The organism is Pseudomonas fluorescens group sp. PF-69 (assembly GCF_054481235.1).
On sequence record NZ_JBTMNC010000001.1, the window covers coordinates 2,860,176 to 2,880,750 of the forward strand.

Genomic DNA, 20,575 nt, shown 5'->3' on the forward strand with positions numbered 1-20,575 from the left:
AAAAAGCTTAGGCATTATCCGGCAAGGGCGGAGGGTGGGCCAGACATGAAAATCCCACAGTCGCGCCAGGCACGACTGTGGGATCGGTTTGCCGCAGTAACCTTACTTGATCCGCTGACCAGGCTTGGCGCCGCTGTCAGGGCTGAGCAGGTAGATCTCTTCACCACCAGGGCCGGCCGCCATCACCATGCCTTCGGAGATGCCGAACTTCATTTTGCGGGGCTTGAGGTTGGCGATCATCATGGTCAGCCGACCATCGAGCTTGGACGGATCCGGGTAAGCGCTCTTGATGCCGGAGAACACGTTGCGTTGCTCGTCACCGATGTCGAGGGTCAGGCGCAACAGCTTGTCGGCCCCTTCCACGTGTTCGGCCTTGACGATCAGGGCGACGCGCAGGTCGACCGCCGCAAAGGTGTCGAACTCGATTTCCGGTGACAGCGGATCCTTGGCCAGCTCGCCGTTGCCGGTCGTTGCGGCGGCGCCGGTGTCGGTCTGGCTGGCCGTCAGGTCTTCTTTCGATGCATCGGTCATGGCTTGCACTTTGACCGGGTCGATCCGGGTCATCAGCGGCTTGAACTCGTTCAGCTGATGGTTGGCGAGCCAGGTCGCATGGTCGTTCCAGGTCAACGGGGCCACGTTGAGGAACGCCTCGGCATCGGCGGCCAGCAGTGGCAGCACCGGTTTGAGGAAGATCACCAGTTGGCGGAACAGGTTGACGCCGGTGGCGCAGATAGCCTGCACCTCGTCCTGCTTGCCTTCCTGCTTGTTCAGCGACCACGGTGCCTTGTCGGCGATCCAGGCGTTGGCGCGGTCGGCCAGGCCCATGATTTCGCGCATGGCGCGGGCGAAGTCGCGGGCTTCATAGGCGTCGGCGATGCCTGGCGCGGCGGCCAGGAACGCTTCGGTCAGTTCCGGCGCGGCGTTGGTGTCGACCATCACGCCGGCGTTGCCTTTGTGGATGAAACCGGCGCAACGGCTGGCGATGTTGACGACTTTGCCCACCAGGTCGGAGTTGACCTTCTGCACGAAGTCTTCGAGGTTCAGGTCCAGGTCATCGACGCCACGGCTCAGTTTGGCCGCGTAGTAGTAACGCAGGTATTCCGGCGACAGGTGATCCAGGTAGGTCCGGGCCTTGATGAAGGTGCCGCGGGACTTGGACATTTTCTGGCCGTTGACGGTCAGGTAGCCGTGCACGTTGATGCCGGTCGGCTTGCGGTAGCCCGCACCTTCAAGCATCGCGGGCCAGAACAGGGCGTGGAAGTTGACGATGTCCTTGCCGATGAAGTGATACAGCTCGGCGGTGGAGTCTTTGCCCCAGAACGCGTCGAAGTCCAGCTCCGGCGTACGGTTGCACAGGTTCTTGAAGCTCGCCATGTAGCCGATCGGCGCGTCCAGCCAGACGTAGAAGTATTTGCCTGGCTCGTCGGGGATCTCAAAACCGAAGTACGGCGCATCGCGGGAGATGTCCCACTGTTGCAGGCCCGCGTCCAGCCATTCGGCGATCTTGTTGGCGACGGCGTCTTGAAGGGTCCCGCTGCGGGTCCAGGTTTGCAGCATTTCCTGGAAGTCCGGCAGCTTGAAGAAGAAGTGCTGGGAATCCTTGAGCACCGGAGTGGCGCCGGAAATAGCCGACTTCGGATCTTTCAGGTCGGTCGGTGCGTAGGTCGCGCCGCATTTTTCGCAGTTATCGCCGTACTGGTCTTCGGTGCCGCATTTCGGGCAGGTGCCCTTGATGAAGCGGTCGGCCAGGAACATTTTCTTTTCCGGGTCGAAATACTGGGTGATCGAGCGGGTGGCGATGTGCCCGGCGTCACGCAGCTTCAGATAGATCTGGCTCGACAGCTCACGGTTTTCTTCGGCGTGAGTGGAGTGGAAATTATCGAAGTTGACCAGGAAGTCGGCAAAGTCGGCGCTGTGTTCAGCCTGGACGTTGGCGATCAGTTGTTCCGGGGTGATGCCTTCCTTTTCCGCGCGCAGCATGATCGCCGAACCGTGGGCGTCGTCGGCGCAGACATAAATGCATTGGTTGCCGCGGTGCTTCTGGAAGCGCACCCACATATCGGTCTGGATGTACTCCAGCATATGGCCAAGGTGAATCGAACCATTGGCATAGGGCAGGGCGCTGGTGACGAGAATCTTGCGTGGCTCGGACATGGGGCTCGGCTACTTGATGAAACGGAGGTCGGCCACTATAAAGCGCCGGCGCATATTTTTCACCCCGTGGCTCAGGGGAGTTGTGTTGCAAATGCGCTTATATGTGGCGAGGAGGCTTGCCCGTGTCGGCTGCGAGAAGGCGAATGCGTCAAGTCTGGAACACTGCATGGGTTTTATTCGGGGCCGCTCGCGCCCCAACGGGGGCAAGCTTCCTCGCCACAGGCAACTTTCCAGCCTCGCCACAAATCCGTGTCCGGCGTAGGATACCCGCCTGATTTTCCAGTCTCGTTATCGGAGTTGCCCATGAGCGCCGTCAATCGCGCAGCGGTGGAAGCCGTCCTTCGCCAGTACACCGACCCTTATCTGAACCAGGACCCGGTCAGCGCCGGATGCGTGCGCAGCGTCGATATTGCGGGCGATCGCGTCAACGTCCAGCTTGAGCTGGGCTACGCCGCCGGTCTGTTCAAGAGTGGCTGGGCGCAACTGTTGCAGATGGCTATCGAAGGCCTGGACGGCGTGACGACGGCGCGTGTCGAGATCACCAGCGTCATTGCCGCGCACAAGGCTCAGGCTCAGATTCCGGGCCTGGCCAACGTCAAGAATGTGGTGGCCGTGGCCTCCGGCAAGGGCGGCGTGGGCAAATCCACCACCGCCGCCAACCTGGCATTGGCCCTGGCTCGCGAAGGGGCCAAGGTGGGCATTCTGGATGCGGACATTTACGGCCCGAGCCAGGGCATCATGTTCGGCATCGCTGAGGGCACCCGGCCGCAGATCAAGGATCAGAAGTGGTTCGTGCCGATCCAGTCCCATGGCGTCGAAGTGATGTCCATGGCGTTCCTGACCGATGACAACACGCCGATGGTCTGGCGCGGGCCGATGGTCTCCGGTGCCTTGTTGCAACTGGTGACACAGACCGCGTGGGGCGACCTGGATTACCTGGTCATCGACATGCCGCCAGGCACCGGTGACATCCAGCTGACCCTGGCGCAGAAAGTCCCTGTGGCCGGTGCGGTGATCGTCACCACGCCACAAGACCTGGCCTTGCTCGACGCGCGCAAGGGCGTGGAAATGTTCCGCAAAGTGAACATTCCGGTGCTCGGCGTGGTGGAAAACATGGCTGTGCACATCTGCTCCAACTGCGGACATGCCGAGCATCTGTTCGGTGAGGGCGGTGGTGTGAAGCTGGCCAACCAGTACGGGGTGGAGCTGCTGGCCTCGCTGCCGCTGGCAATGGCCATCCGCGAACAGGCTGACGGTGGAAAGCCAACGGTGATCGCCGAGCCGGACAGCCCGATCGCGCTGGTCTATCAGGAACTCGCCCGTCATGTCGGCGCGAGGATCGTGTTGCAGGCAGCCGCGACCCCGGCGATGCCGAACATCAGCATCAGCGACGATTGATGCTCTGAAACGCTATCCCCTGTAGGCGCGAGCCTGCTCGCGATGGACCTAAACGATGACGCGTATTTTCTGGAAAAACGCGTTGCCATCAAGTTCATCGCGAGCAGGCTCGCTCCTACCGTTGTTTTGCGGTGGCGTTAAATGCGCAAGCCGCCATCCATTTCCAGGATCCGACCGGTGTAATAGTCATTTTCGAAGATGTACGCCGCCGAATGGGCGATCTCTTCCGGTTTGCCCATGCGCTTGAGCGGAATCCCGGAGGTCATTTTCTCCAGTGCTTCAGGTTTCATGCCCAGGGTCATTTCGGTTTCGATGAAACCCGGTGCAATGCCGGCCACACGAATGCCGTAGCGCGCCAGTTCCTTGGCCCAGGTCACGGTCGCAGCCGCAACGCCGGCCTTGGCGGCGGAGTAGTTGGTCTGACCGACGTTGCCGGCGCGGGAAATCGACGAGATATTGATGATCGCGCCGCCGTTCTTCAGCTCGACCATTTTCGCCGCGACTTCACGGGTGCACAGGAACACGCCGGTCAGGTTGACGTCGATGACCGACTGCCATTGGGCCAGGCTCATCTTGGTCATTTCACCGTCCTTGACCTTGAGCAGCAGGCCGTCACGCAGGATCCCGGCGTTGTTGATCAGGCCATGGATCGCGCCGAAGTCTTCGGCGACCTGGGCGACCATGTGGGTCACTTGCTCTTCGTTGGCGACGTTGCACAGGTAGGAACGGGCTTCGACACCCTTGGCCTTGCAGGCCGCTACGGCGTCGTCGAGCTTGTCCTGGTTCAGGTCCACCAGTGCCAGTTTTGCGCCCTTGTCGGCGAAATACTCGGCCATGGAGCGGCCTAAACCCTGGCAACCGCCAGTGATAATGATTACTTTGTCAGTGAGTTGCATTCGCATGCCCCGGTAGCAGGTCTAGAGTGGTTTCGTTGGCGAGAGCCTCTCGATCGGCGCCTGGCGTGGCCCGGCTGCACATGAGAACTGCCCTGTTGGCGATCTGGTACTTTCGCCAGGCGCCCGTCCGTTTTTATGACGGATTCTATATAAGGAGTCATAAATTGAGCGTTGAAGCTGCCAAGCATGCCCGAGAATTGCTGCTCAAGGAATACCGCGGGGTACTCTCCACGCATTCCAAAGCGATGCCCGGTTTTCCGTTCGGCTCCGTGGTTCCGTACTGCCTGGATGCCCAGGGCTGGCCGCTGATCCTGATCAGCCGTATCGCCCAACACACCCATAATCTGCAAAAAGATCCGAAATGTTCGCTCTTTGTCGGAGAGCGCGGGGCCGAAGACGTGCAAGCAGTGGGGCGCCTGACTTACCTGGCCGAGGCGCATCAGCTCGAGGACGAGGCAGATATCGAAGCAGCCGCCGAGCGTTACTATCGCTATTTCCCGGAATCGCAGAACTATCACCAGGCCCATGATTTCGATTTCTGGGTGCTCAAGCCTGTGCGCCATCGTTACATCGGCGGTTTTGGCGCCATTCACTGGGTCAACGAACTGACCCTGGCCAATCCTTTTGCCGGCAGGGCCGAAGTGAGCATGGTCGAACACATGAATGCCGATCACGCCAAGGCCATCGCCCATTACGTCGATCTGGCGGGATTACCGAAAACCTCACCGGCGCAGATGGTCGGTATCGATAGCGAGGGCATGCACCTGCGCATTGGCCAGGGACTTCACTGGTTGCCGTTCCAAGCGCCATGTAATACTCCGACACAAGTTCGCGAAGCCTTGGTTTTCCTGGCTCATGCAGAACAATGGCCGAAAAATGAAGTGGCTGACGCTTGAATTCACGAAACGGCGACGTCATCTAGGGATTACTGGCAAGGCATTCTTGCGTTGAGGAACCATTTGATGCGCCCTTTTTTGTTGCTCTTTGTACTGCTCCCGGTGTTGGAGTTGTTCGTATTCGTCAAGGTGGCCGGGGCGATCGGTTTTTTCCCGGCCCTGCTACTGATCATTCTCGGCTCGATGCTCGGCGTGTTCGTGCTGCGGATCGCCGGTCTGGCAACCGCATTGCGTGCCCGTGAAAGCCTGAATCGTGGGGAACTGCCCGCCCAGACCATGCTCGAAGGCCTGATGTTGGCCCTGGCGGGCGGCCTGTTGATCCTGCCGGGCTTCGTCACCGACGTACTGGGCCTGATCATGCTGCTGCCGGTCTCCCGTCGTCTGCTCGCCAATCAAATGCGCCAGCGCGCCGAGGAGCAAGCGATCCGCCAACGTGCGTTCGCCGATGACCTACAGTCCCGCGGCGGTCCTGCACCTCGCGAACCGCTGGGCCGGGAGCCCAATGTGATCGAGGGCGAGTTCGAACACCGCGATACCAAGTAACGCCCCCTATCGACACGGCACCTTCGGGTGCCGTGTTCGTTTGCGGCGCATCGAGATGATTTTTTTTCGATCCCCGCTCTTGTAATAAGCTTATGCGCCCTTATGTAACGGTCACCGCAAGGTTTCTGGCGAACATGCCAGACAGACTTCCGCGGTTCGCTCGACGAACCGCACCCGGCACCGCCGGACTTTGTTAAACCCGCCGGGACTACACCGGCCGATGAAAACCACAATTAGGAGAGATCGACAATGAAGCTTCGTCCTCTGCATGACCGCGTCGTCATCCGTCGCAGCGAAGAAGAAAAGAAAACCGCTGGCGGTATCGTCCTGCCAGGTTCGGCTGCTGAAAAAGCCAACAGCGGCGAAATCCTCGCTGTAGGCACCGGCCGCGTACTGGAAAACGGTGAAGTGCGTGCACTGTCCGTGAAAGTGGGCGACAAGGTTGTGTTCGGTCCTTACTCCGGCAGCAACACTGTGAAAGTCGACGGCGAAGACCTGCTGGTCATGAGCGAGAACGAGATCCTCGCTGTTATCGAAGGCTGATTCCCCGCTCATTTTCCCGCTACTACAAAGTATTTAAGGAATATCGATCATGGCTGCTAAAGAAGTTAAATTCGGCGATTCCGCCCGCAAAAAAATGCTGACCGGTGTCAACGTCCTGGCTGACGCGGTAAAAGCGACCCTGGGCCCGAAAGGCCGTAACGTGATCATCGAGAAGAGCTTCGGCGCTCCGACCATCACCAAGGATGGCGTTTCCGTAGCCAAAGAAATCGAACTGAAAGACCGTTTCGAAAACATGGGCGCGCAGCTGGTCAAAGACGTTGCCTCCCGTGCCAACGATGACGCGGGCGACGGCACCACCACCGCTACCGTTCTGGCTCAATCGATCGTCAACGAAGGCCTGAAAGCCGTCGCTGCCGGCATGAACCCGATGGACCTGAAACGCGGTATCGACAAAGCGACCATCGCGATCGTCAAAGAGCTGAAAGGCCTGTCCAAGCCATGCGCTGACACCAAGGCAATCGCTCAGGTCGGCACCATCTCCGCCAACTCCGACAGCTCCATCGGCGACATCATTGCCGAAGCCATGGAAAAAGTCGGTAAAGAAGGCGTGATCACCGTTGAAGAAGGCTCGGGCCTGGAAAACGAACTGTCGGTTGTAGAAGGCATGCAGTTCGACCGTGGCTACCTGTCCCCGTACTTCGTCAACAAGCCGGAAACCATGACTGCCGAACTCGACGGTCCGCTGATCCTGCTGGTCGACAAGAAGATCTCGAACATCCGCGAAATGCTGCCAGTGCTGGAAGCCGTTGCCAAAGCCGGCCGCCCACTGCTGATCGTGGCCGAAGACGTTGAAGGCGAAGCCCTGGCGACTCTGGTTGTGAACAACATGCGTGGCATCGTTAAAGTCGCAGCCGTCAAGGCTCCAGGCTTCGGCGACCGTCGCAAGGCCATGCTGCAGGACATCGCTGTTCTGACCGGCGGTACCGTGATCTCCGAAGAGATCGGTCTGAGCCTGGAAAGCACCACCCTGGAGCACCTGGGCAACGCCAAGCGCGTCACCCTGTCCAAGGAAAACACCATCATCGTTGACGGTGCTGGCGTACAAGGCGACATCGAAGCACGCATCACCCAGATCCGTGCCCAGGTTGCTGAAACTTCCTCGGACTACGACCGTGAAAAACTGCAAGAGCGTCTGGCCAAGCTGTCCGGCGGCGTAGCAGTGATCAAGGTTGGCGCTGGCTCCGAAGTCGAAATGAAAGAGAAGAAAGCCCGCGTTGAAGACGCCCTGCACGCTACCCGTGCAGCCGTTGAAGAAGGCGTGGTACCTGGCGGCGGCGTGGCACTGGTTCGTGCCCTGCAAGCCATCAGCGAGCTGAAAGGCGACAACGATGATCAGAACGTTGGCATCCAGTTGCTGCGTCGCGCTGTAGAAGCGCCGCTGCGTCAGATCGTTGCCAACTCCGGTGACGAGCCAAGCGTTGTGGTCGACAAGGTCAAGCAAGGCGCAGGTAACTTCGGTTACAACGCTGCGACCGGCGAATACGGCGACATGATCGAAATGGGCATCCTGGACCCGGCCAAAGTGACCCGTTCGGCTCTGCAAGCGGCTTCGTCGATTGCCAGCCTGATGATCACTACCGAAGCCATGATCGCCGAGATCAAGGAAGACGCACCAGCTGGCGGCGGCATGCCAGACATGGGCGGCATGGGTGGCATGGGCGGCATGATGTAAGCCAGCCTTACCCCGTACGAAAAAACCCCGCCTGCGAAAGCAGTCGGGGTTTTTTATTGGCTTCACGTTGGCGACTTGGTAGACCGCGTCGATACCACCACGGGCTGGCCGCGCTTGCACAAGTACAGAGCAATCCGGTGTGGGCGCGCGGCGTGCCTGCAATGGTGTCGTTTCAGGCGCCGACAGCTTCTGCGTTTGCCTCGCGTTGCGCCTTCATCGCCGGCCGATAAAGAATGCAGTAATACGACCCCAAACAGATCAGCCAGCAGAAAATCGCTGTCCAGACGTTGTGCGAGAAAAAGTGCGCACCCTGCATCATCCGGCCAAGGGAAAACACCGTGCCCAGGGTGAAGGCGAAGACAAACGCGGCGCGCGCCATGCGTGGCCGACGGTCGCGCAGTACGAAGAACAGGGCGAACAGTGTGAACCCGGTCGCGGCATGTCCGCCTGGCCAGCATCGCCCCGGTTTATTGGTGGGCGGGCGAGGGCTCAACAATTCGCTGTAGGTTTCGTGGCCGCCGAACTGCTCAAGACTCCACGGGCATTGCACCGCCGTCACCGCTTTCATCGGGGTAACAAACGAAGTCGCCAAACCAAGGGACAGCACCAGGCAACCCAGCTCCCGTTTGAACGGCTTGAGTTTGTCCATGAAGAACGAGCCAATGAAACCGAGGATGGCGAACAACGAAAACGCGATGACCACTTGCTTGGCGCGGTCGTGCAGGATGTCTTCCAGGAAGTAGCTGTGCCTGCCGATGAATTCACCGGCTACCGGGTCGTAGAACAGCCTGGCGAGATCCATGTCCAGGGACGTCAGTTCCAGCAACACAAGAGTGATCGCCGCGATGGCGGGAACGCCCAGGCACACCCAGAAATTAAGCGGGCGAGAGGCAGGGCGGACAACGGTTGATGACATGATGGATCCTGAGCAATTGAAAAAGCCCCGGGGCATCAGCCCGGGGCTTTTCGGTTAACGTTCGCCGACTTGATCGGTGCCCTCCATGGGCGCTTTCCAGTCAAGCAGCTGTTGCTTGTAGCCATAACTGGCGGTTTGGTAATAGGTGATTGCCCGGGTGATCAGCGGGTCGGTGGCAGTGGCCCTGGACTCGCGACTCTCGGTCAATGCTTCATCGTGACGCCGCAGGCCCTGACGGGGACTCAGAATGGCCAGGTTCTTGCCGTCGAACAGGCCCAAATGCTGATAATTGCCGACCACCACGCGCGGCGGCAGAGGATTGTCCTGCAGCAGGTTGCGACCAAAGAACGTCGACACATAATCCAGATTCAGCAGCCCCATCAGCGTGGGGGCCAGGTCGATCTGGCTGGCCAGCTGTGCTGTCTCACGGGCTTCAATCAGCTTGGGCGCATAGATGAACAACGGAATCTGGTAGTTGCTGATCGGCAAGTCCTCCTTGCCTGCGCTGCCGGCGGTATGGTCGGCGACGAAGATAAAGATTGTATTGTCGAACCAGGGCTTTTTGCGAGCCTGATCGAGGAACTCGCCAATGGCGTAGTCGGTGTATTTAACCGCGCCATCGCGCCCGTTACCGGATTTGATGTCGATTCGATCGTCTGGATAGGTATAAGGGCGATGGTTGGACGTCGTCATCAATTGCAGCAGGAACGGCTGTTGCTTTGCATGATCCGCGTCCGCCAGCTTGAGCGTTTGTCTGTAGAGATCTTCGTCGGCCATGCCCCAGGCGTTCTTGAAGTGGATCTCCGACTCATCGACGCTGCTCTGGTCCACGATCCGGTAGCCATTGCCGCCGAAAAAGGCGTTCATGTTGTCGAAGTAACCGCGTCCGCCGTAAACAAATACGCTGTCATAGCCCACGGCTTTGAGTTGCTGGCCGAGGCTGGCAAAGCCGCTTTCGCGACCCACACGCTTGACGATCGAACGACCCGGCGTTGGCGGGATCGCCAGGGTGATGGCCTCCAGGCCGCGATCGGTGCGGGTGCCGGTGGCGTAGAAATTGTTGAAGTACAGGCTCTGTTTACGCAGGGCATCGAGGTTCGGGGTCAGATTTCGCTCGTCGCCGTTGCTGCCCATGTACTTGGCACTGAAGCTTTCGATGGTGACCAATATGATGTTGGGCTTGCGCGGCGAGCCAGGATTATCGATGAGCCGACGAATGTCTTGTGGATCCTCGCCGATGAAGCGGGCGCCGGGTTCGCTCAACTCGGCGCGAATCTGTTGCGCGACAACGGCAGGAGGGCGGGTGTTGTAGAACTGCTGGTAATCCAGTTCATTATTGCGAAAGGCTGCGAAGAACTGATAAGGGCCATTGCTCGCCAGTTCGTTTTGATAGGCGTTGCCACCCTGGGCACGCGGGGCATCCTGGTTAAGCAGTTGTGCGCTCAGACCGGCGGCGATCAACAGGCCCAGCGCATTGGCCAGGCGGGTGCGCAGCGGCGGCAACGGTGCGTTCATCGCAGCATTGAAGGGCTTGCGCAGTGCGAAGCTCAAGGCAATGGCCAGGACGGTGAGGATGCTCAGCAATGTGCCAATCGGATAGGACTCGAGCAGGTTGTTAAGCACCTCGTCGGAGTACACCAGGTAGTCGACGGCAATGAAGTTGAAGCGCACGCCGAACTCATCCCAGAACAGCCATTCGGCCACCGAGGTAAACAACATTGCAAACAGACTGACGGTCAACAGTCCCTGAAGAAACCAGTGATGGCCACGGCGGCGCCACAATGCTGGCGGGCAGAGCAGCAAATACAACCCCATCGGCAGCACGGCATAGGCAATGAAACCGAGGTCGTAAAGCAGTCCGACACCGAAAACCGAAAGGAAACCGCTACCGGCCTCATCCAGGTGAGTCAGCAGCAAAACCATTCGGGTCAGGAAAAAAATGGCCAGCCAAGTGCCGGCAATCAGCTGTAGAAAACGCATGGGCGCCGTCTTTAAAACATCCACTGGCATCATTCCTTATAAACAATCAGAACCACCCTACTTCAAGAGCGGTCGCTGGCTTGTGAACAGGGGGTGAAAAACTCGTTAATTGGCTGCTTTGGTCGCCTAAGTCGACTCTGCACCCTGCGGCCCTAGCCGTGAGCAGCTCTTGGCCTTAAGCTGCGCGGGCCAAGACGGCCGTTACTGTATACGGAGGAGATGCCGATGCGAATTTTATTGGTTGAAGACAACCGCGATATCCTCGCCAATCTGGCTGATTACCTGGGACTCAAGGGTTACACCGTGGATTGTGCGCAGGACGGTTTGTCGGGCCTGCACCTGGCGGCCACCGAACATTACGACTTGATCGTCCTCGACATCATGCTGCCCGGTATTGACGGCTATACCTTGTGCAAACGCCTTCGCGAAGACGCCCGACGCGATACGCCGGTGATCATGCTCACCGCCCGCGATCAACTGGATGACCGGCTGCAAGGCTTCAAGTCCGGCGCCGATGATTACCTGATCAAGCCCTTTGCCCTGTCAGAACTGGCTGCGCGCATTGAGGCGGTCATGCGCCGTACCCAGGGTGGCGGTCGTCGCACCTTGCAGGTCGGCGATTTGAGCTACGACCTCGATACGCTGGAAGTTACCCGCGCAGGTCGCCTGCTCAAACTCAATCCGGTGGGCCTGAAGCTGCTGGCCGTGCTGATGCAGAAAAGCCCTCACGTGCTGCGTCGGGAAATTCTCGAAGAAGCGCTGTGGGGCGATGACTGCCCAGACAGTGACAGCCTGCGCAGCCACGTTCATCAATTACGTCAAGTGATCGACAAGCCATTCGCCAAACCGTTGCTGCAGACTGTGCACGGCGTGGGTTACCGCTTGGCCGAGGGCCGTGATGGAGTTTAAACAAAGCCTTTCCCAGCGCATCATCATTGCGTTCGCGTTGATGAGCGCATTGGTGGCGGGCGCCTTTGCCATGGGCATTATCGCCACCGTGCACCTGGTGGAAGAAAAGCTTATTTCGGCAGGTCTGGGTGGCGACCTGCAACGCCTGTTACTGATGGACAACGTCGAGGAGTGGAGCCATCGCCCTGAACCGGACCAGTTGTTCTATTTCAGTGGCGGGCATGGAGACTTCGAGCTGCCCAAGGATTTGCGGCACCTGGACGCGGGATTTCATGAAGTGTTCCGCGAGAATCTGTCATACCACGCGATGGTCGAAATAGTCGACGGACGGCGTTATGTGCTGTTGCAGGACCAGAGCGACTTCGAAGAGCGCGAGCGGGTCCTGTTTGCCGTGGTGCTGGTGGGCTTCGTGCTCAGCCTGGCGCTGGCGGTTTTTCTCGGCTGGGTGCTGGCGCGCAAGGTGATGGCCCCGGTGGTTCGGCTGGCCCGCCAGGTGCGTCATCGTGACCAGTTGCTAGGGCTGGCGCCACCTCTGGCGCCGGATTATGCCGCCGATGAAGTGGGCGAGCTGGCCGTGGCTTTCGACGCCACCCTCGGACGCTTGCGTCAGGCATTGTCCCGGGAGCGACTGTTTACCAGTGACGTCAGCCACGAACTGCGCACGCCTTTGATGGTGCTGGCCAGTTCCTGCGAATTGCTGTTGGAAAACCCGGGGATCGATCAGCGCGGCCGCGCTCAGGTCGAGCGAATCGCTCGTGCCTGTGAGGAGATGCGCGAGTTGGTTCAGACCTTCTTGATGCTGGCCCGCGCTCAACGCGAAGACGCCAGTATGGCGCCGCAGCAATCCGTTCGTCAGGTGGCCGATGGGCTACTGAATCTTTGGCGAGAGCCGATCGAGGCGAAAGGACTGAGGTTGATCTTCGAACCCGGTAGCCCGCAATCCACCTCTTATAACGCGACCCTGCTGCACGCGGTGATGGGCAACCTGCTGCGTAACGCGCTGCATTACACCGAACACGGATTCATCCGCTTGACCCTGACGAAGAGCGGTTTCATGGTCGAGGACAGTGGTGTGGGCATTCCCGAAGAAAAGCGCGAAGCGATGTTCGAGCCTTTCGTCCGTGGTACCGAAAAACGCGGTGAGGGGTTGGGCCTTGGGCTGTCGCTGGTACAACGAATTTGTGAAAACCAGGGCTGGAGCGTCAGCCTGACAACCATGGAACCCAACGGTTGTCGTTTTGAGGTGCAACTGTATCCATCCAATGTGAACTGACTAGCCTGAAGTCGGCCAACTCTTGCCCCTGTCGCAGCCTTGTAAAATCTTGAAAAAGTTCTGGCTTTTACATAACTTTTTTTTCACAAAGGCGTAACCTGACACTGACTATTCGCTACCTAAGGTGGTTGGTATCAGAAGCTCAGGAGACTTTGATAATGGCAGATGGCCCGGTCAAACTGGATTTTTCCGAAAAGTACGACGACCAACACGCCCAACGGTACCTGCGCAAGCACAAGGAAGGACTTGGCCGCCGGCTGTCTCACTGGCGGGATGAACAATTGGCGCGAAAAGCACTGACGCTGGTTGGTGAGCCGGGGCTGGTCCTTGATTTACCCTGCGGCGCGGGGCGTTTCTGGCCGTTGCTGGCAGAAAAGCCCAATCGCGTGATCATCGGCGCCGATAACTCCGAGTCCATGTTGAAGGTTGCGACGCAGGCGCAACCGGCCGATGTGGTGAAGCGGGTGCAAACCTTGCAAACATCCGCATTCGATATCGCTTTGCCTGATAACGCCGTCGACAGCATTTTCTGCATGCGGTTGCTCCATCACATCGGTGAAGCCGAGCATCGACTGACCATCTTGCGTGAATTCGAACGCGTCACCCGTGACAGTGTGATTCTTTCATTGTGGGTGGACGGCAATTTCAAAGCCTGGAAGCGCAAGCGCGCGGAGAAAAACCGCAGGCAGGAAGGCTACCAAAACCGATTTGTATTACCGGCAGCAACGGTAGAAAAAGAATTTGAACAGGCGGGTTTCCGCATTCAGGAACAACTGGACTTTTTACCGCTCTATGCGATGTGGCGGGTTTACGTATTACGCAAGAGGTAATTGAATGGCAGTGCAATGTGCAGCAGAAACGGAAGTCGCTCCCCAGGACCGCTTCGACTATTTCTGGAACCAGCGTGGTGAATGGGTAGAAGAACCCAACGTCCGTCGCGGTGGTGAAAGCGGTGTGCAACGGGTCGTGGGCAGCGATGGTCAGTTGCTGTACGTCAAACGGCAGACCGGGCATATCTATCGCACTTGGTTGCACCCGTTCGGTCGGCCGACGGTGTTGCGCGAACGTGATGCACTCATCGGTGTTCGTGAGCTCGGCGTTCGTGTTCCGGACATCATTTTCTGCGGCGCTCAGCGCGATCCCGTGCACAAATGGCGCGCGTTGCTGGTGACAAAATCACTGGACGGTTTTGAAGAAATCGAACAATGGTACGCAGGCGGCGGCCGTGAGCGTTACGGCGAGGCGGTGCATGATCGCGTACTCAAGGATCTGGCCGAGAACCTGGCCCGTATGCACAAAGGCCGCTGGCAGCACAGCTGTATCTATATCAAGCACGTGTTCGTACGCGTGACGGGCGAGGGGGATGCAGCCAAGGTCGAGGTCGCCCTCATTGACCTGGAAAAATGCCGCCAACGCCTCAGCGCCCGGCGCGCGGCGATCCATGACATGAAGCAGTTGCGCCGCCATTCGTCGTTCAACACGACGGACTGGAACAAACTCGTCTACTTTTACAACACGGCGTTTGGCAGCGCTATCAAAGGTTTATAGCAATGAAACTCGAAGTCGCGCGAGGTTTGTTTCTGGCAGGAGCCTTGGCGGTTGCTTCACTGGCGGTGGCTGCCTGGGAGGAGCCCCGCACGCAAGTTCTCAGTTCAGCGCACGGTGGCGCGCATTGCCCATTGCCGCGGGTAGCCAAGGCGTCCGCAGCAACCCAGCCCGATCATGATTTGTTGTTGTTTATGTTCGGGCTCACTCAAGGATTGAGACCGCAAAGTTGAACAGCATGAAGCCCAAATAAAAGGCCTCGCTAATGCGAGGCCTTTTTTGTGCCTGATTGCTCAACGCTCGCTGACGCTGAGCGATCGGTATTATTCAAGGTTTGTCGGGTTTAGCCAGCAGTGTGTATACGCAGGGCAATACAAACAATGTGAACAGCGTCCCGATCGACATCCCCGTCGCGATGACGGTACCGATATCAAAGCGGCTGACGGCACCTGCCCCCGTGGCGATGATCAATGGCACCATGCCGAAGACCATGGCAGCGGTCGTCATCAACACCGGGCGCAGACGAATGGCTGCGGCTTCCTCTACGGCCTCGCGTGGCGTCAGGCCTTTTTCCTTGCGCAACTGGTTGGCGAACTCGACGATCAGGATCCCGTGCTTGCTGATCAGACCGATCAATGTCACCAGGCCGACCTGGGTGTAGATGTTCATGCTCGACCAGCCAAGGAACAGCGGAAGCAACGCGCCACAGATCGACAGCGGCACGGTGACCAGAATCACCAGCGGGTCGCGGAAGCTTTCGAACTGGGCGGCCAGCACCAGGAAAATGATGGCCAGTGCCAGGGCAAAGGTGACCCACAGCGCACTCCCTTCCTGCACGTATTGCCGCGATGCGCCGGCATAGTCGACGGCAAATCCCGCCGGGGCTTCTTCCCGTGCGATCTGGCGCACGGCATCGATGGCCTCACCCATGCTGACCAGCGGCACCCCGGAAAGAATGGCCGAATTGAGTTGCTGGAACTGGTTCAATTGCCGAGGCCGCGCCCGGTCAGACACAGAGATCAGTGTCGACAGGGCCAGCAGCTCGCCCTTACTGTTCTTGACGTAGTAATGGTTCAGCCAGTCAGGGTTATCACGGAAGCGGCGTTCGACCTGGGCAATGACTTTGTAACTGCGACCCTCGATGGTGAACCGGTTGATTTCCGCCTCACCCAGCAAGGTGGCCAGTGTGCCGCCGAGGTCCTGCATCGATACGCCCATCTGGGCCGCCTTGGCGCGATCGATATCCACGACGACCTCCGGCTTGTCGAAGGCCAGGTCGACATCGACGAAAGCGAACTTGCCGGACTCCATCGCGCGTTTTTTCACCCGGTCCATCACTTGCAGCAGCAACTCGTAATCGCTGGCGGTGTTGATGACGAACTGGAAGGGCAAGCCCTCGCCTGTGCCTGGGAGGGACGGCAGGTTGAAACCGAAAACCTGCAGTCCGGCAACGCCTGCCAGTTTCGCCTGGACCTCGGGCAAAATTTGCATCTGGGTGCGGCTACGCTCGTTCCAGGGCTTGAGCAGGAAGCCGCCGACCCCCGATTGCACTCCGTTGAAACCGTTGATCTGGAACGAAGAGTAGTACTCGGGAAACGCCTTGAAGATCGTGATGAACTCGTCGGTGTAGGCGCTCAGGTAATCAAGGTTGGTCGGTTGCGGGGCGTTGGCCAGCATGAAAATGATGCCCTGGTCTTCATCCGGAGCCAGTTCCGACTTGGTGAACTTGAGCAGCACCGGAATCAGGCACAGCACGATCACGGCGAACACCAGCACGACGGGGCGGGTGTTGAGCGTGCCATGCAGCATTTTCTGATAGCGGCGCTTCAGCCTTTCGAAAATCAGATCCAGACGATGGGCCAGGCCGCTGGGGTTTTCGTCGTGGCGCAGCAGGAGGGCGCACATCATCGGTGACAGCGTCAGGGCGACGATGCCGGAAATGACCACTGCGCCGGCCAGGGTCAGGGCGAATTCCTTGAACAATGCTCCGGTGAGACCGGTCAGGAAGCCGATCGGCGCATACACCGCCGCCAGGGTAATGGTCATCGAGACCACCGGCATGGCGATCTCCCGGGCGCCCTCGATGGCCGCGTCGAGCGGCGTCTTGCCTTCCTCGATATGACGGTGAATGTTTTCCACCACAACGATGGCGTCGTCCACCACCAGGCCGATGGCCAATACCATGGCCAGCAAGGTCAGCAGGTTGATCGAGTACCCCATCATCTGCATGAAGAACATGACGCCGATCATAGACAGCGGGATGGTGACGACCGGGATCACCACGGTGCGCAGCGCGCCGAGGAACAGGAACACGACCACGATCACGATGAGCACGGCTTCGAACAGGGTTTTGATCACCTCATTGATTGAGGCCTGAATGAACAGTGTGGCGTCGTAGGCAATTTCACCCTTGAGGTTGGGGGGGAGCTGGGCTTCCAGGTCCGGCATGATCTTGCGCACTTCCTTGATCACGTCGAGCGGGTTGGCGCCGGGTGTCGCCTTGATGCCGATGTACACCGAGGGCGTGCCACCGAAAGAGCTGATGCTGTCGTAGTTTTCCGCGCCCATCTCGACCCGCGCCACATCCCGCAGCAGCACACGGCTGTCGCCTTCGACCTTGAGCGGGATCGCGGCGAATGCCTCGGCGGATTTGAGTTCGGTGTTGGCGTTGATGCTGGTGACCACGTACTGGCCTTTCACTTCACCGGCGGCGGAGAGAAAGTTGTACTTGCGCACGGCATCGGTCACGTCGCTGGCGCTCAGACCGTAACCGGCGAGCTTCACCGGGTCCAGCCACAGGCGCATGGCGAATACCTGGTTGCCGAGTATCTCCGCCTCGGCCATGCCCGGCAGGGTCGCCAGTTTCGGCTGGATGACCCGCGACAGATAGTCGGTAATCTGCGGGTTGCTCAGCTCCTTGCTGTAGAAACTGATGTACATCAAGGCCGAGGCGTCAGCCGCCTCCTTGCTCAGGACCGGGTCTTCGGCATCCTGGGGCAAGCGGTTCTTGACCTCATTGGCCTTGGCCAGCAGTTCGGTGAACAGGCGATCGCTGTTTGAACCGACGCGTGCGTAAATCGAGACCACCGAGAAGTTCTGGCGACTGACCGACGTCATGTAGTCGATACCCTCGGCGCTGGCCAGGCTCTGTTGCATCGGTTGGGTGATGTAGCCCTGGATGGTCTCGGCGTTGGCCCCTGGATAGGCCGTGGTGACGGTAATCAGGGCATTTTCCATTTGCGGGTACTGGCGCAGCGGCAGCTTGCTCCAGGCCTGAAAGCCCAGCAGTACGATCAACAGGCTGACCACGGTGGCGAGCACCGGGCGGCGGATGAACGGGTCGGTAAAAGCCATGGGGGTTCCTTGATCAGTCAGCGCGCGGCTGACTGTTCTTCTCGGCTAGGGTCTTGTCGTCGCTGATAGCGATGTGCGCACCGTTGTCCAGTTTGATCTGGCCGGCCGTTACCACTTTTTCGCCGTTCTGCACGCCTTTGGTAATCATCACCAGCCCGTCACGGCGCTCGCCGGTTTCGATGAAACGCCGTTCGGCGATCAGGATCGGCTGGCCCTTGTCGTCTTTTTCCAGGCTGCCGTCTTCGGCTTTTTTCTCTGTCACGACATAAAGCGAATTGCCATAGAGCGTGTAGGTAATCGCACTTTCCGGTACGACGATGCGCGACTGCGGGTCAGGCAGCATCACCTGCAGACTGGCGAACATCCCGGGCAGCAACTTGCCGTCCGGGTTGGCCAGGGTCGCGCGGACCTGCATGTTGCGCGTGCTGTTCTCCAGTTTCGGGTTGATCGCACTGATCGTGCCGGGGAAGGTCTGGGCCGGGTAGGCCGCGACAATGACTTCAACCGGCTGGCCGATGGCGATTTTCGGCACGGACTGCTCGGGCACGAAAAAGTCGACATACAGGCTGCTGAGGTCCTGCAGGGTGGCGATCATGGTGCCGCTGGCGACGTAGTCGCCGACGTCGACCTGACGAATGCCGATGGTTCCGCTGAACGGTGCCACGATGCTTTTCTTGCCGAGCGCAGCCTTGAGCTGATTGACCGACGCCTTGCTCTTTTTCAGGACTGCCGAGAGTCGATCGAACTCGCCTTTGGAAATGGCCTGGCTGCCCACCAGCTGGCTGCCGCGACCATAATCGAGTTGGGCCAGCCCGAGGTCGGCCTGGGCGGTTTCGAGCAGGGCGCTTTCCACCGCGCTGTCGAGTCGCAGCAGGGGTTGGCCGGCCTTGACCTTCTGCCCTGACTCGAACTGCAGATCGACGACGGTGCCGTCGGTCTCCAGGCTCAGGTCCACGCCCTGTAATGCCTTGAGTGTGCCGACGGTCGGCAGCCGGGCCTGCCATGGCTGTTCGGTAGCGGTGGCCACGGCGACACTGATCGGCGGTTTTGGCGCAGCAAAGCCCTGGATCATCGTGTAGATGGAGAAGGCTTTGTAACCGGCCAGGACCAGCGCGACCAACAGAACAACACCCAACATGATCAGCATGCGGCGACGCAGCATATTTCCAGTTCCTTGGAGAAAATCAGGTGAGACAGTGGGGCACATTACCGCGAGTGGGAGCGTGAATCCAACTGCCACTTTTTCCTGGCGGGCGCAAAACCTGAGGGAGTCGAGCTTGCTCGCGATAGTGGTGTATCAGTCACTGCCATAGGGAATGCGCAGCCGCCATCGCGAGCACGCTCGGCTCCTGCAAAGGCAAAGGCGTGTTCAAATCAGATGCAGATGGTTGTCCCAGAGCCCGGCAGGCAGATCCAGCGGTTTTGCAATCAGATCTGTCTGGCGGCAATCGTAGTACCGGCATCGACCCTGGCCCGAGGTCACGACAAAACCATCGGCCACCGCACCGACCCCTGCGCAATCGGGCAGAGGTGCGTCCAGGCGCACTTCGCCGCTGTCCAGGTCCCAGATGAAGAAGCGGTTGCCCCGTGGCGCGGTCAAGGCGACGAGTCGCAAATCACTGTGCACCGCGACGCTGGCGGTGTAATGCCCCATGGCCTGCAGTTGATGCTCGGGCACCGGGAACGCCACGAACGGCTGGCCGGGACGCTTGATCGCCAGCAGCTCCGAGGACTCGTGGGCAGGCCCCATGAATTGCTGGCCGGCAACGATGGTGCCATCGCTGGCAATCCCCAGGTGACGCACACTGTTCATTGGCTGGGCCAGGGTTTCCTTGCTCAGCAGGGTGCCGTCGCGTTGCATCAGGACCAGGCTGGGTTCCATGGCGTCGAGGTTCATGTCGACGCGGCTTTCGGCCTCGGTACGAATCCCGCCGTTGGCCACCACCAGGGTTTCACCGTCGGGCATCCACGACACCTGATGCGGGCCCAGGCCATGGGTGGATATCTCGCCGGTATGCACCAGCTGCTCGCCTTCGAACTGATACACACCGAGCAAGCCGCGACCAGGATCGGTCGTGTCGTTTTCGGTGGCGTAGAGCCAGTCGCCACTCTTGTGAATCACGGCGTGACCGTAGAAGTGCCGGTTCGGTTGCGATGCCACCGTTTGCAGCAGCGTGCCATCACGCAAGTCGATCAGGTAGCTCTCGGTGCCCGGACGCCGGGCGACGAACAGCGCCATCGGCCGCGTCGGGTGATTGATGATGTCGTGGCAGCGCTGGCCAACCTGGGTGGCAAACACCCGGGTTCCATCGAGCCGATAACCGACGGCGTAGTGCTTGCCATCGGTATCGTCCCGTGCCGAAAGCAGCAACGGGCTTTTGTCCTTTTGCCTGAACAGCGTCCAGCCGCCCAGTGTCACTGCTCCCAGCAGCAAACTACCCAAAGTCAGAGCCTGACGTCGCAGCATGGCACTCG

17 protein-coding genes are annotated in these 20,575 nt (G+C 59.4%); 10 read left to right on the plus strand and 7 right to left on the minus strand.

Going from position 1 to position 20,575, the window contains the following annotated elements; genetic code table 11:
* Nucleotides 1-102 precede the first annotated feature (102 nt).
* The gene (gene metG, locus ACX3YF_RS13260) at nucleotides 103-2,154 is read right to left on the minus strand and encodes a methionine--tRNA ligase (protein ID WP_196585610.1); all 2,052 of its coding nucleotides are present in this window, start codon (nucleotides 2,152-2,154) and stop codon (nucleotides 103-105) included.
* 303 nt (nucleotides 2,155-2,457) lie between these two features.
* Between metG and apbC the strand changes: the two genes are divergently transcribed.
* A complete protein-coding gene (gene apbC, locus ACX3YF_RS13265) occupies nucleotides 2,458-3,552 on the plus strand; it encodes an iron-sulfur cluster carrier protein ApbC (protein ID WP_458973794.1) in 1,095 nt (364 codons plus the stop codon).
* A gap of 137 nt (nucleotides 3,553-3,689) precedes the next feature.
* On the opposite strand, the gene ACX3YF_RS13270 is transcribed toward apbC, so the two are convergent.
* Nucleotides 3,690-4,448, minus strand: a complete 759-nt coding sequence (locus ACX3YF_RS13270; protein WP_130204481.1) for an SDR family oxidoreductase — start codon at nucleotides 4,446-4,448, stop codon at nucleotides 3,690-3,692.
* A 164-nt stretch (nucleotides 4,449-4,612) separates the two neighbouring features.
* Here ACX3YF_RS13270 and ACX3YF_RS13275 point away from each other — a divergent pair, with 164 nt between their 5' ends.
* The 4 genes from ACX3YF_RS13275 (at nucleotide 4,613) to groL (ending at nucleotide 8,123) form a co-directional block, all read left to right on the plus strand.
* Nucleotides 4,613-5,344, plus strand: a complete 732-nt coding sequence (locus tag ACX3YF_RS13275; RefSeq protein WP_130204482.1) for a HugZ family pyridoxamine 5'-phosphate oxidase — start codon at nucleotides 4,613-4,615, stop codon at nucleotides 5,342-5,344.
* A gap of 66 nt (nucleotides 5,345-5,410) precedes the next feature.
* Nucleotides 5,411-5,887 carry an FxsA family protein gene (locus tag ACX3YF_RS13280; protein WP_047532659.1) on the plus strand — a complete coding sequence of 159 codons (477 nt, stop codon included), beginning with the start codon at nucleotides 5,411-5,413 and terminating at the stop codon, nucleotides 5,885-5,887.
* Between the two features lie 249 nt (nucleotides 5,888-6,136).
* Nucleotides 6,137-6,430: a co-chaperone GroES gene (locus ACX3YF_RS13285; RefSeq protein WP_007985847.1), complete on the plus strand. Its 294-nt coding sequence runs from the start codon at nucleotides 6,137-6,139 to the stop codon at nucleotides 6,428-6,430.
* A 49-nt stretch (nucleotides 6,431-6,479) separates the two neighbouring features.
* Entirely contained in the window at nucleotides 6,480-8,123 is a 1,644-nt protein-coding gene (groL, locus tag ACX3YF_RS13290; RefSeq protein WP_090324874.1) for a chaperonin GroEL, read from the plus strand.
* 172 nt (nucleotides 8,124-8,295) lie between these two features.
* Here groL and ACX3YF_RS13295 read toward each other — a convergent pair whose 3' ends face one another.
* Nucleotides 8,296-9,039 carry a phosphatase PAP2 family protein gene (locus ACX3YF_RS13295; RefSeq protein WP_458973795.1) on the minus strand — a complete coding sequence of 248 codons (744 nt, stop codon included), beginning with the start codon at nucleotides 9,037-9,039 and terminating at the stop codon, nucleotides 8,296-8,298.
* Between the two features lie 54 nt (nucleotides 9,040-9,093).
* Nucleotides 9,094-11,043: an LTA synthase family protein gene (locus ACX3YF_RS13300; RefSeq protein ID WP_458973796.1), complete on the minus strand. Its 1,950-nt coding sequence runs from the start codon at nucleotides 11,041-11,043 to the stop codon at nucleotides 9,094-9,096.
* Between the two features lie 201 nt (nucleotides 11,044-11,244).
* On the opposite strand from ACX3YF_RS13300, the gene colR reads away from it, so the two are divergent.
* The 5 genes from colR to ACX3YF_RS13325 all read left to right on the plus strand — a co-directional run bounded on the left by colR (nucleotide 11,245) and on the right by ACX3YF_RS13325 (nucleotide 14,979).
* Entirely contained in the window at nucleotides 11,245-11,928 is a 684-nt protein-coding gene (colR, locus tag ACX3YF_RS13305) for a two-component system response regulator ColR (protein WP_047532651.1), read from the plus strand.
* Nucleotides 11,918-13,201, plus strand: a complete 1,284-nt coding sequence (locus tag ACX3YF_RS13310; protein WP_458973797.1) for a sensor histidine kinase — start codon at nucleotides 11,918-11,920, stop codon at nucleotides 13,199-13,201. The genes colR and ACX3YF_RS13310 overlap by 11 nt, the downstream gene beginning before the upstream one ends.
* Nucleotides 13,202-13,359: 158 nt before the next feature.
* Nucleotides 13,360-14,031 (plus strand): class I SAM-dependent methyltransferase, encoded by a 672-nt coding sequence (locus tag ACX3YF_RS13315; RefSeq protein WP_130204486.1) that lies wholly within the window; start codon nucleotides 13,360-13,362, stop codon nucleotides 14,029-14,031.
* Nucleotides 14,032-14,035: 4 nt separating this feature from the next.
* Nucleotides 14,036-14,749, plus strand: coding sequence for a lipopolysaccharide kinase InaA family protein (locus ACX3YF_RS13320; protein WP_130204487.1), 714 nt, complete (start codon nucleotides 14,036-14,038; stop codon nucleotides 14,747-14,749).
* 2 nt (nucleotides 14,750-14,751) lie between these two features.
* Nucleotides 14,752-14,979, plus strand: a complete 228-nt coding sequence (locus ACX3YF_RS13325; protein WP_130204488.1) for a hypothetical protein — start codon at nucleotides 14,752-14,754, stop codon at nucleotides 14,977-14,979.
* A 94-nt stretch (nucleotides 14,980-15,073) separates the two neighbouring features.
* Here ACX3YF_RS13325 and ACX3YF_RS13330 read toward each other — a convergent pair whose 3' ends face one another.
* From ACX3YF_RS13330 to ACX3YF_RS13340, 3 genes are all read right to left on the minus strand, one after another.
* Entirely contained in the window at nucleotides 15,074-18,100 is a 3,027-nt protein-coding gene (locus tag ACX3YF_RS13330) for a multidrug efflux RND transporter permease subunit (RefSeq protein WP_458973798.1), read from the minus strand.
* A 13-nt stretch (nucleotides 18,101-18,113) separates the two neighbouring features.
* Nucleotides 18,114-19,262, minus strand: a complete 1,149-nt coding sequence (locus ACX3YF_RS13335; protein ID WP_458973799.1) for an efflux RND transporter periplasmic adaptor subunit — start codon at nucleotides 19,260-19,262, stop codon at nucleotides 18,114-18,116.
* Between the two features lie 207 nt (nucleotides 19,263-19,469).
* Nucleotides 19,470-20,567, minus strand: coding sequence for a DUF1513 domain-containing protein (locus ACX3YF_RS13340; RefSeq protein WP_130204491.1), 1,098 nt, complete (start codon nucleotides 20,565-20,567; stop codon nucleotides 19,470-19,472).
* Nucleotides 20,568-20,575 lie beyond the last annotated feature (8 nt).

Bases quoted from the DNA above. Each gene is read 5' to 3' on its own strand.
- metG (WP_196585610.1), bottom strand. From the start codon at position 2,154: ATGTCCGAGCCACGCAAGATTCTCGTCACCAGCGCCCTGCCCTATGCC.
- colR (WP_047532651.1), top strand. From the start codon at position 11,245: ATGCGAATTTTATTGGTTGAAGACAACCGCGATATCCTCGCCAATCTG.
- groL (WP_090324874.1), top strand. From the start codon at position 6,480: ATGGCTGCTAAAGAAGTTAAATTCGGCGATTCCGCCCGCAAAAAAATG.
- ACX3YF_RS13340 (WP_130204491.1), bottom strand. From the start codon at position 20,567: ATGCTGCGACGTCAGGCTCTGACTTTGGGTAGTTTGCTGCTGGGAGCA.
- ACX3YF_RS13295 (WP_458973795.1), bottom strand. From the start codon at position 9,039: ATGTCATCAACCGTTGTCCGCCCTGCCTCTCGCCCGCTTAATTTCTGG.
- ACX3YF_RS13310 (WP_458973797.1), top strand. From the start codon at position 11,918: ATGGAGTTTAAACAAAGCCTTTCCCAGCGCATCATCATTGCGTTCGCG.
- apbC (WP_458973794.1), top strand. From the start codon at position 2,458: ATGAGCGCCGTCAATCGCGCAGCGGTGGAAGCCGTCCTTCGCCAGTAC.
- ACX3YF_RS13325 (WP_130204488.1), top strand. From the start codon at position 14,752: ATGAAACTCGAAGTCGCGCGAGGTTTGTTTCTGGCAGGAGCCTTGGCG.
- ACX3YF_RS13285 (WP_007985847.1), top strand. From the start codon at position 6,137: ATGAAGCTTCGTCCTCTGCATGACCGCGTCGTCATCCGTCGCAGCGAA.
- ACX3YF_RS13330 (WP_458973798.1), bottom strand. From the start codon at position 18,100: ATGGCTTTTACCGACCCGTTCATCCGCCGCCCGGTGCTCGCCACCGTG.
- ACX3YF_RS13320 (WP_130204487.1), top strand. From the start codon at position 14,036: ATGGCAGTGCAATGTGCAGCAGAAACGGAAGTCGCTCCCCAGGACCGC.
- ACX3YF_RS13280 (WP_047532659.1), top strand. From the start codon at position 5,411: ATGCGCCCTTTTTTGTTGCTCTTTGTACTGCTCCCGGTGTTGGAGTTG.
- ACX3YF_RS13315 (WP_130204486.1), top strand. From the start codon at position 13,360: ATGGCAGATGGCCCGGTCAAACTGGATTTTTCCGAAAAGTACGACGAC.
- ACX3YF_RS13335 (WP_458973799.1), bottom strand. From the start codon at position 19,262: ATGCTGCGTCGCCGCATGCTGATCATGTTGGGTGTTGTTCTGTTGGTC.
- ACX3YF_RS13270 (WP_130204481.1), bottom strand. From the start codon at position 4,448: ATGCAACTCACTGACAAAGTAATCATTATCACTGGCGGTTGCCAGGGT.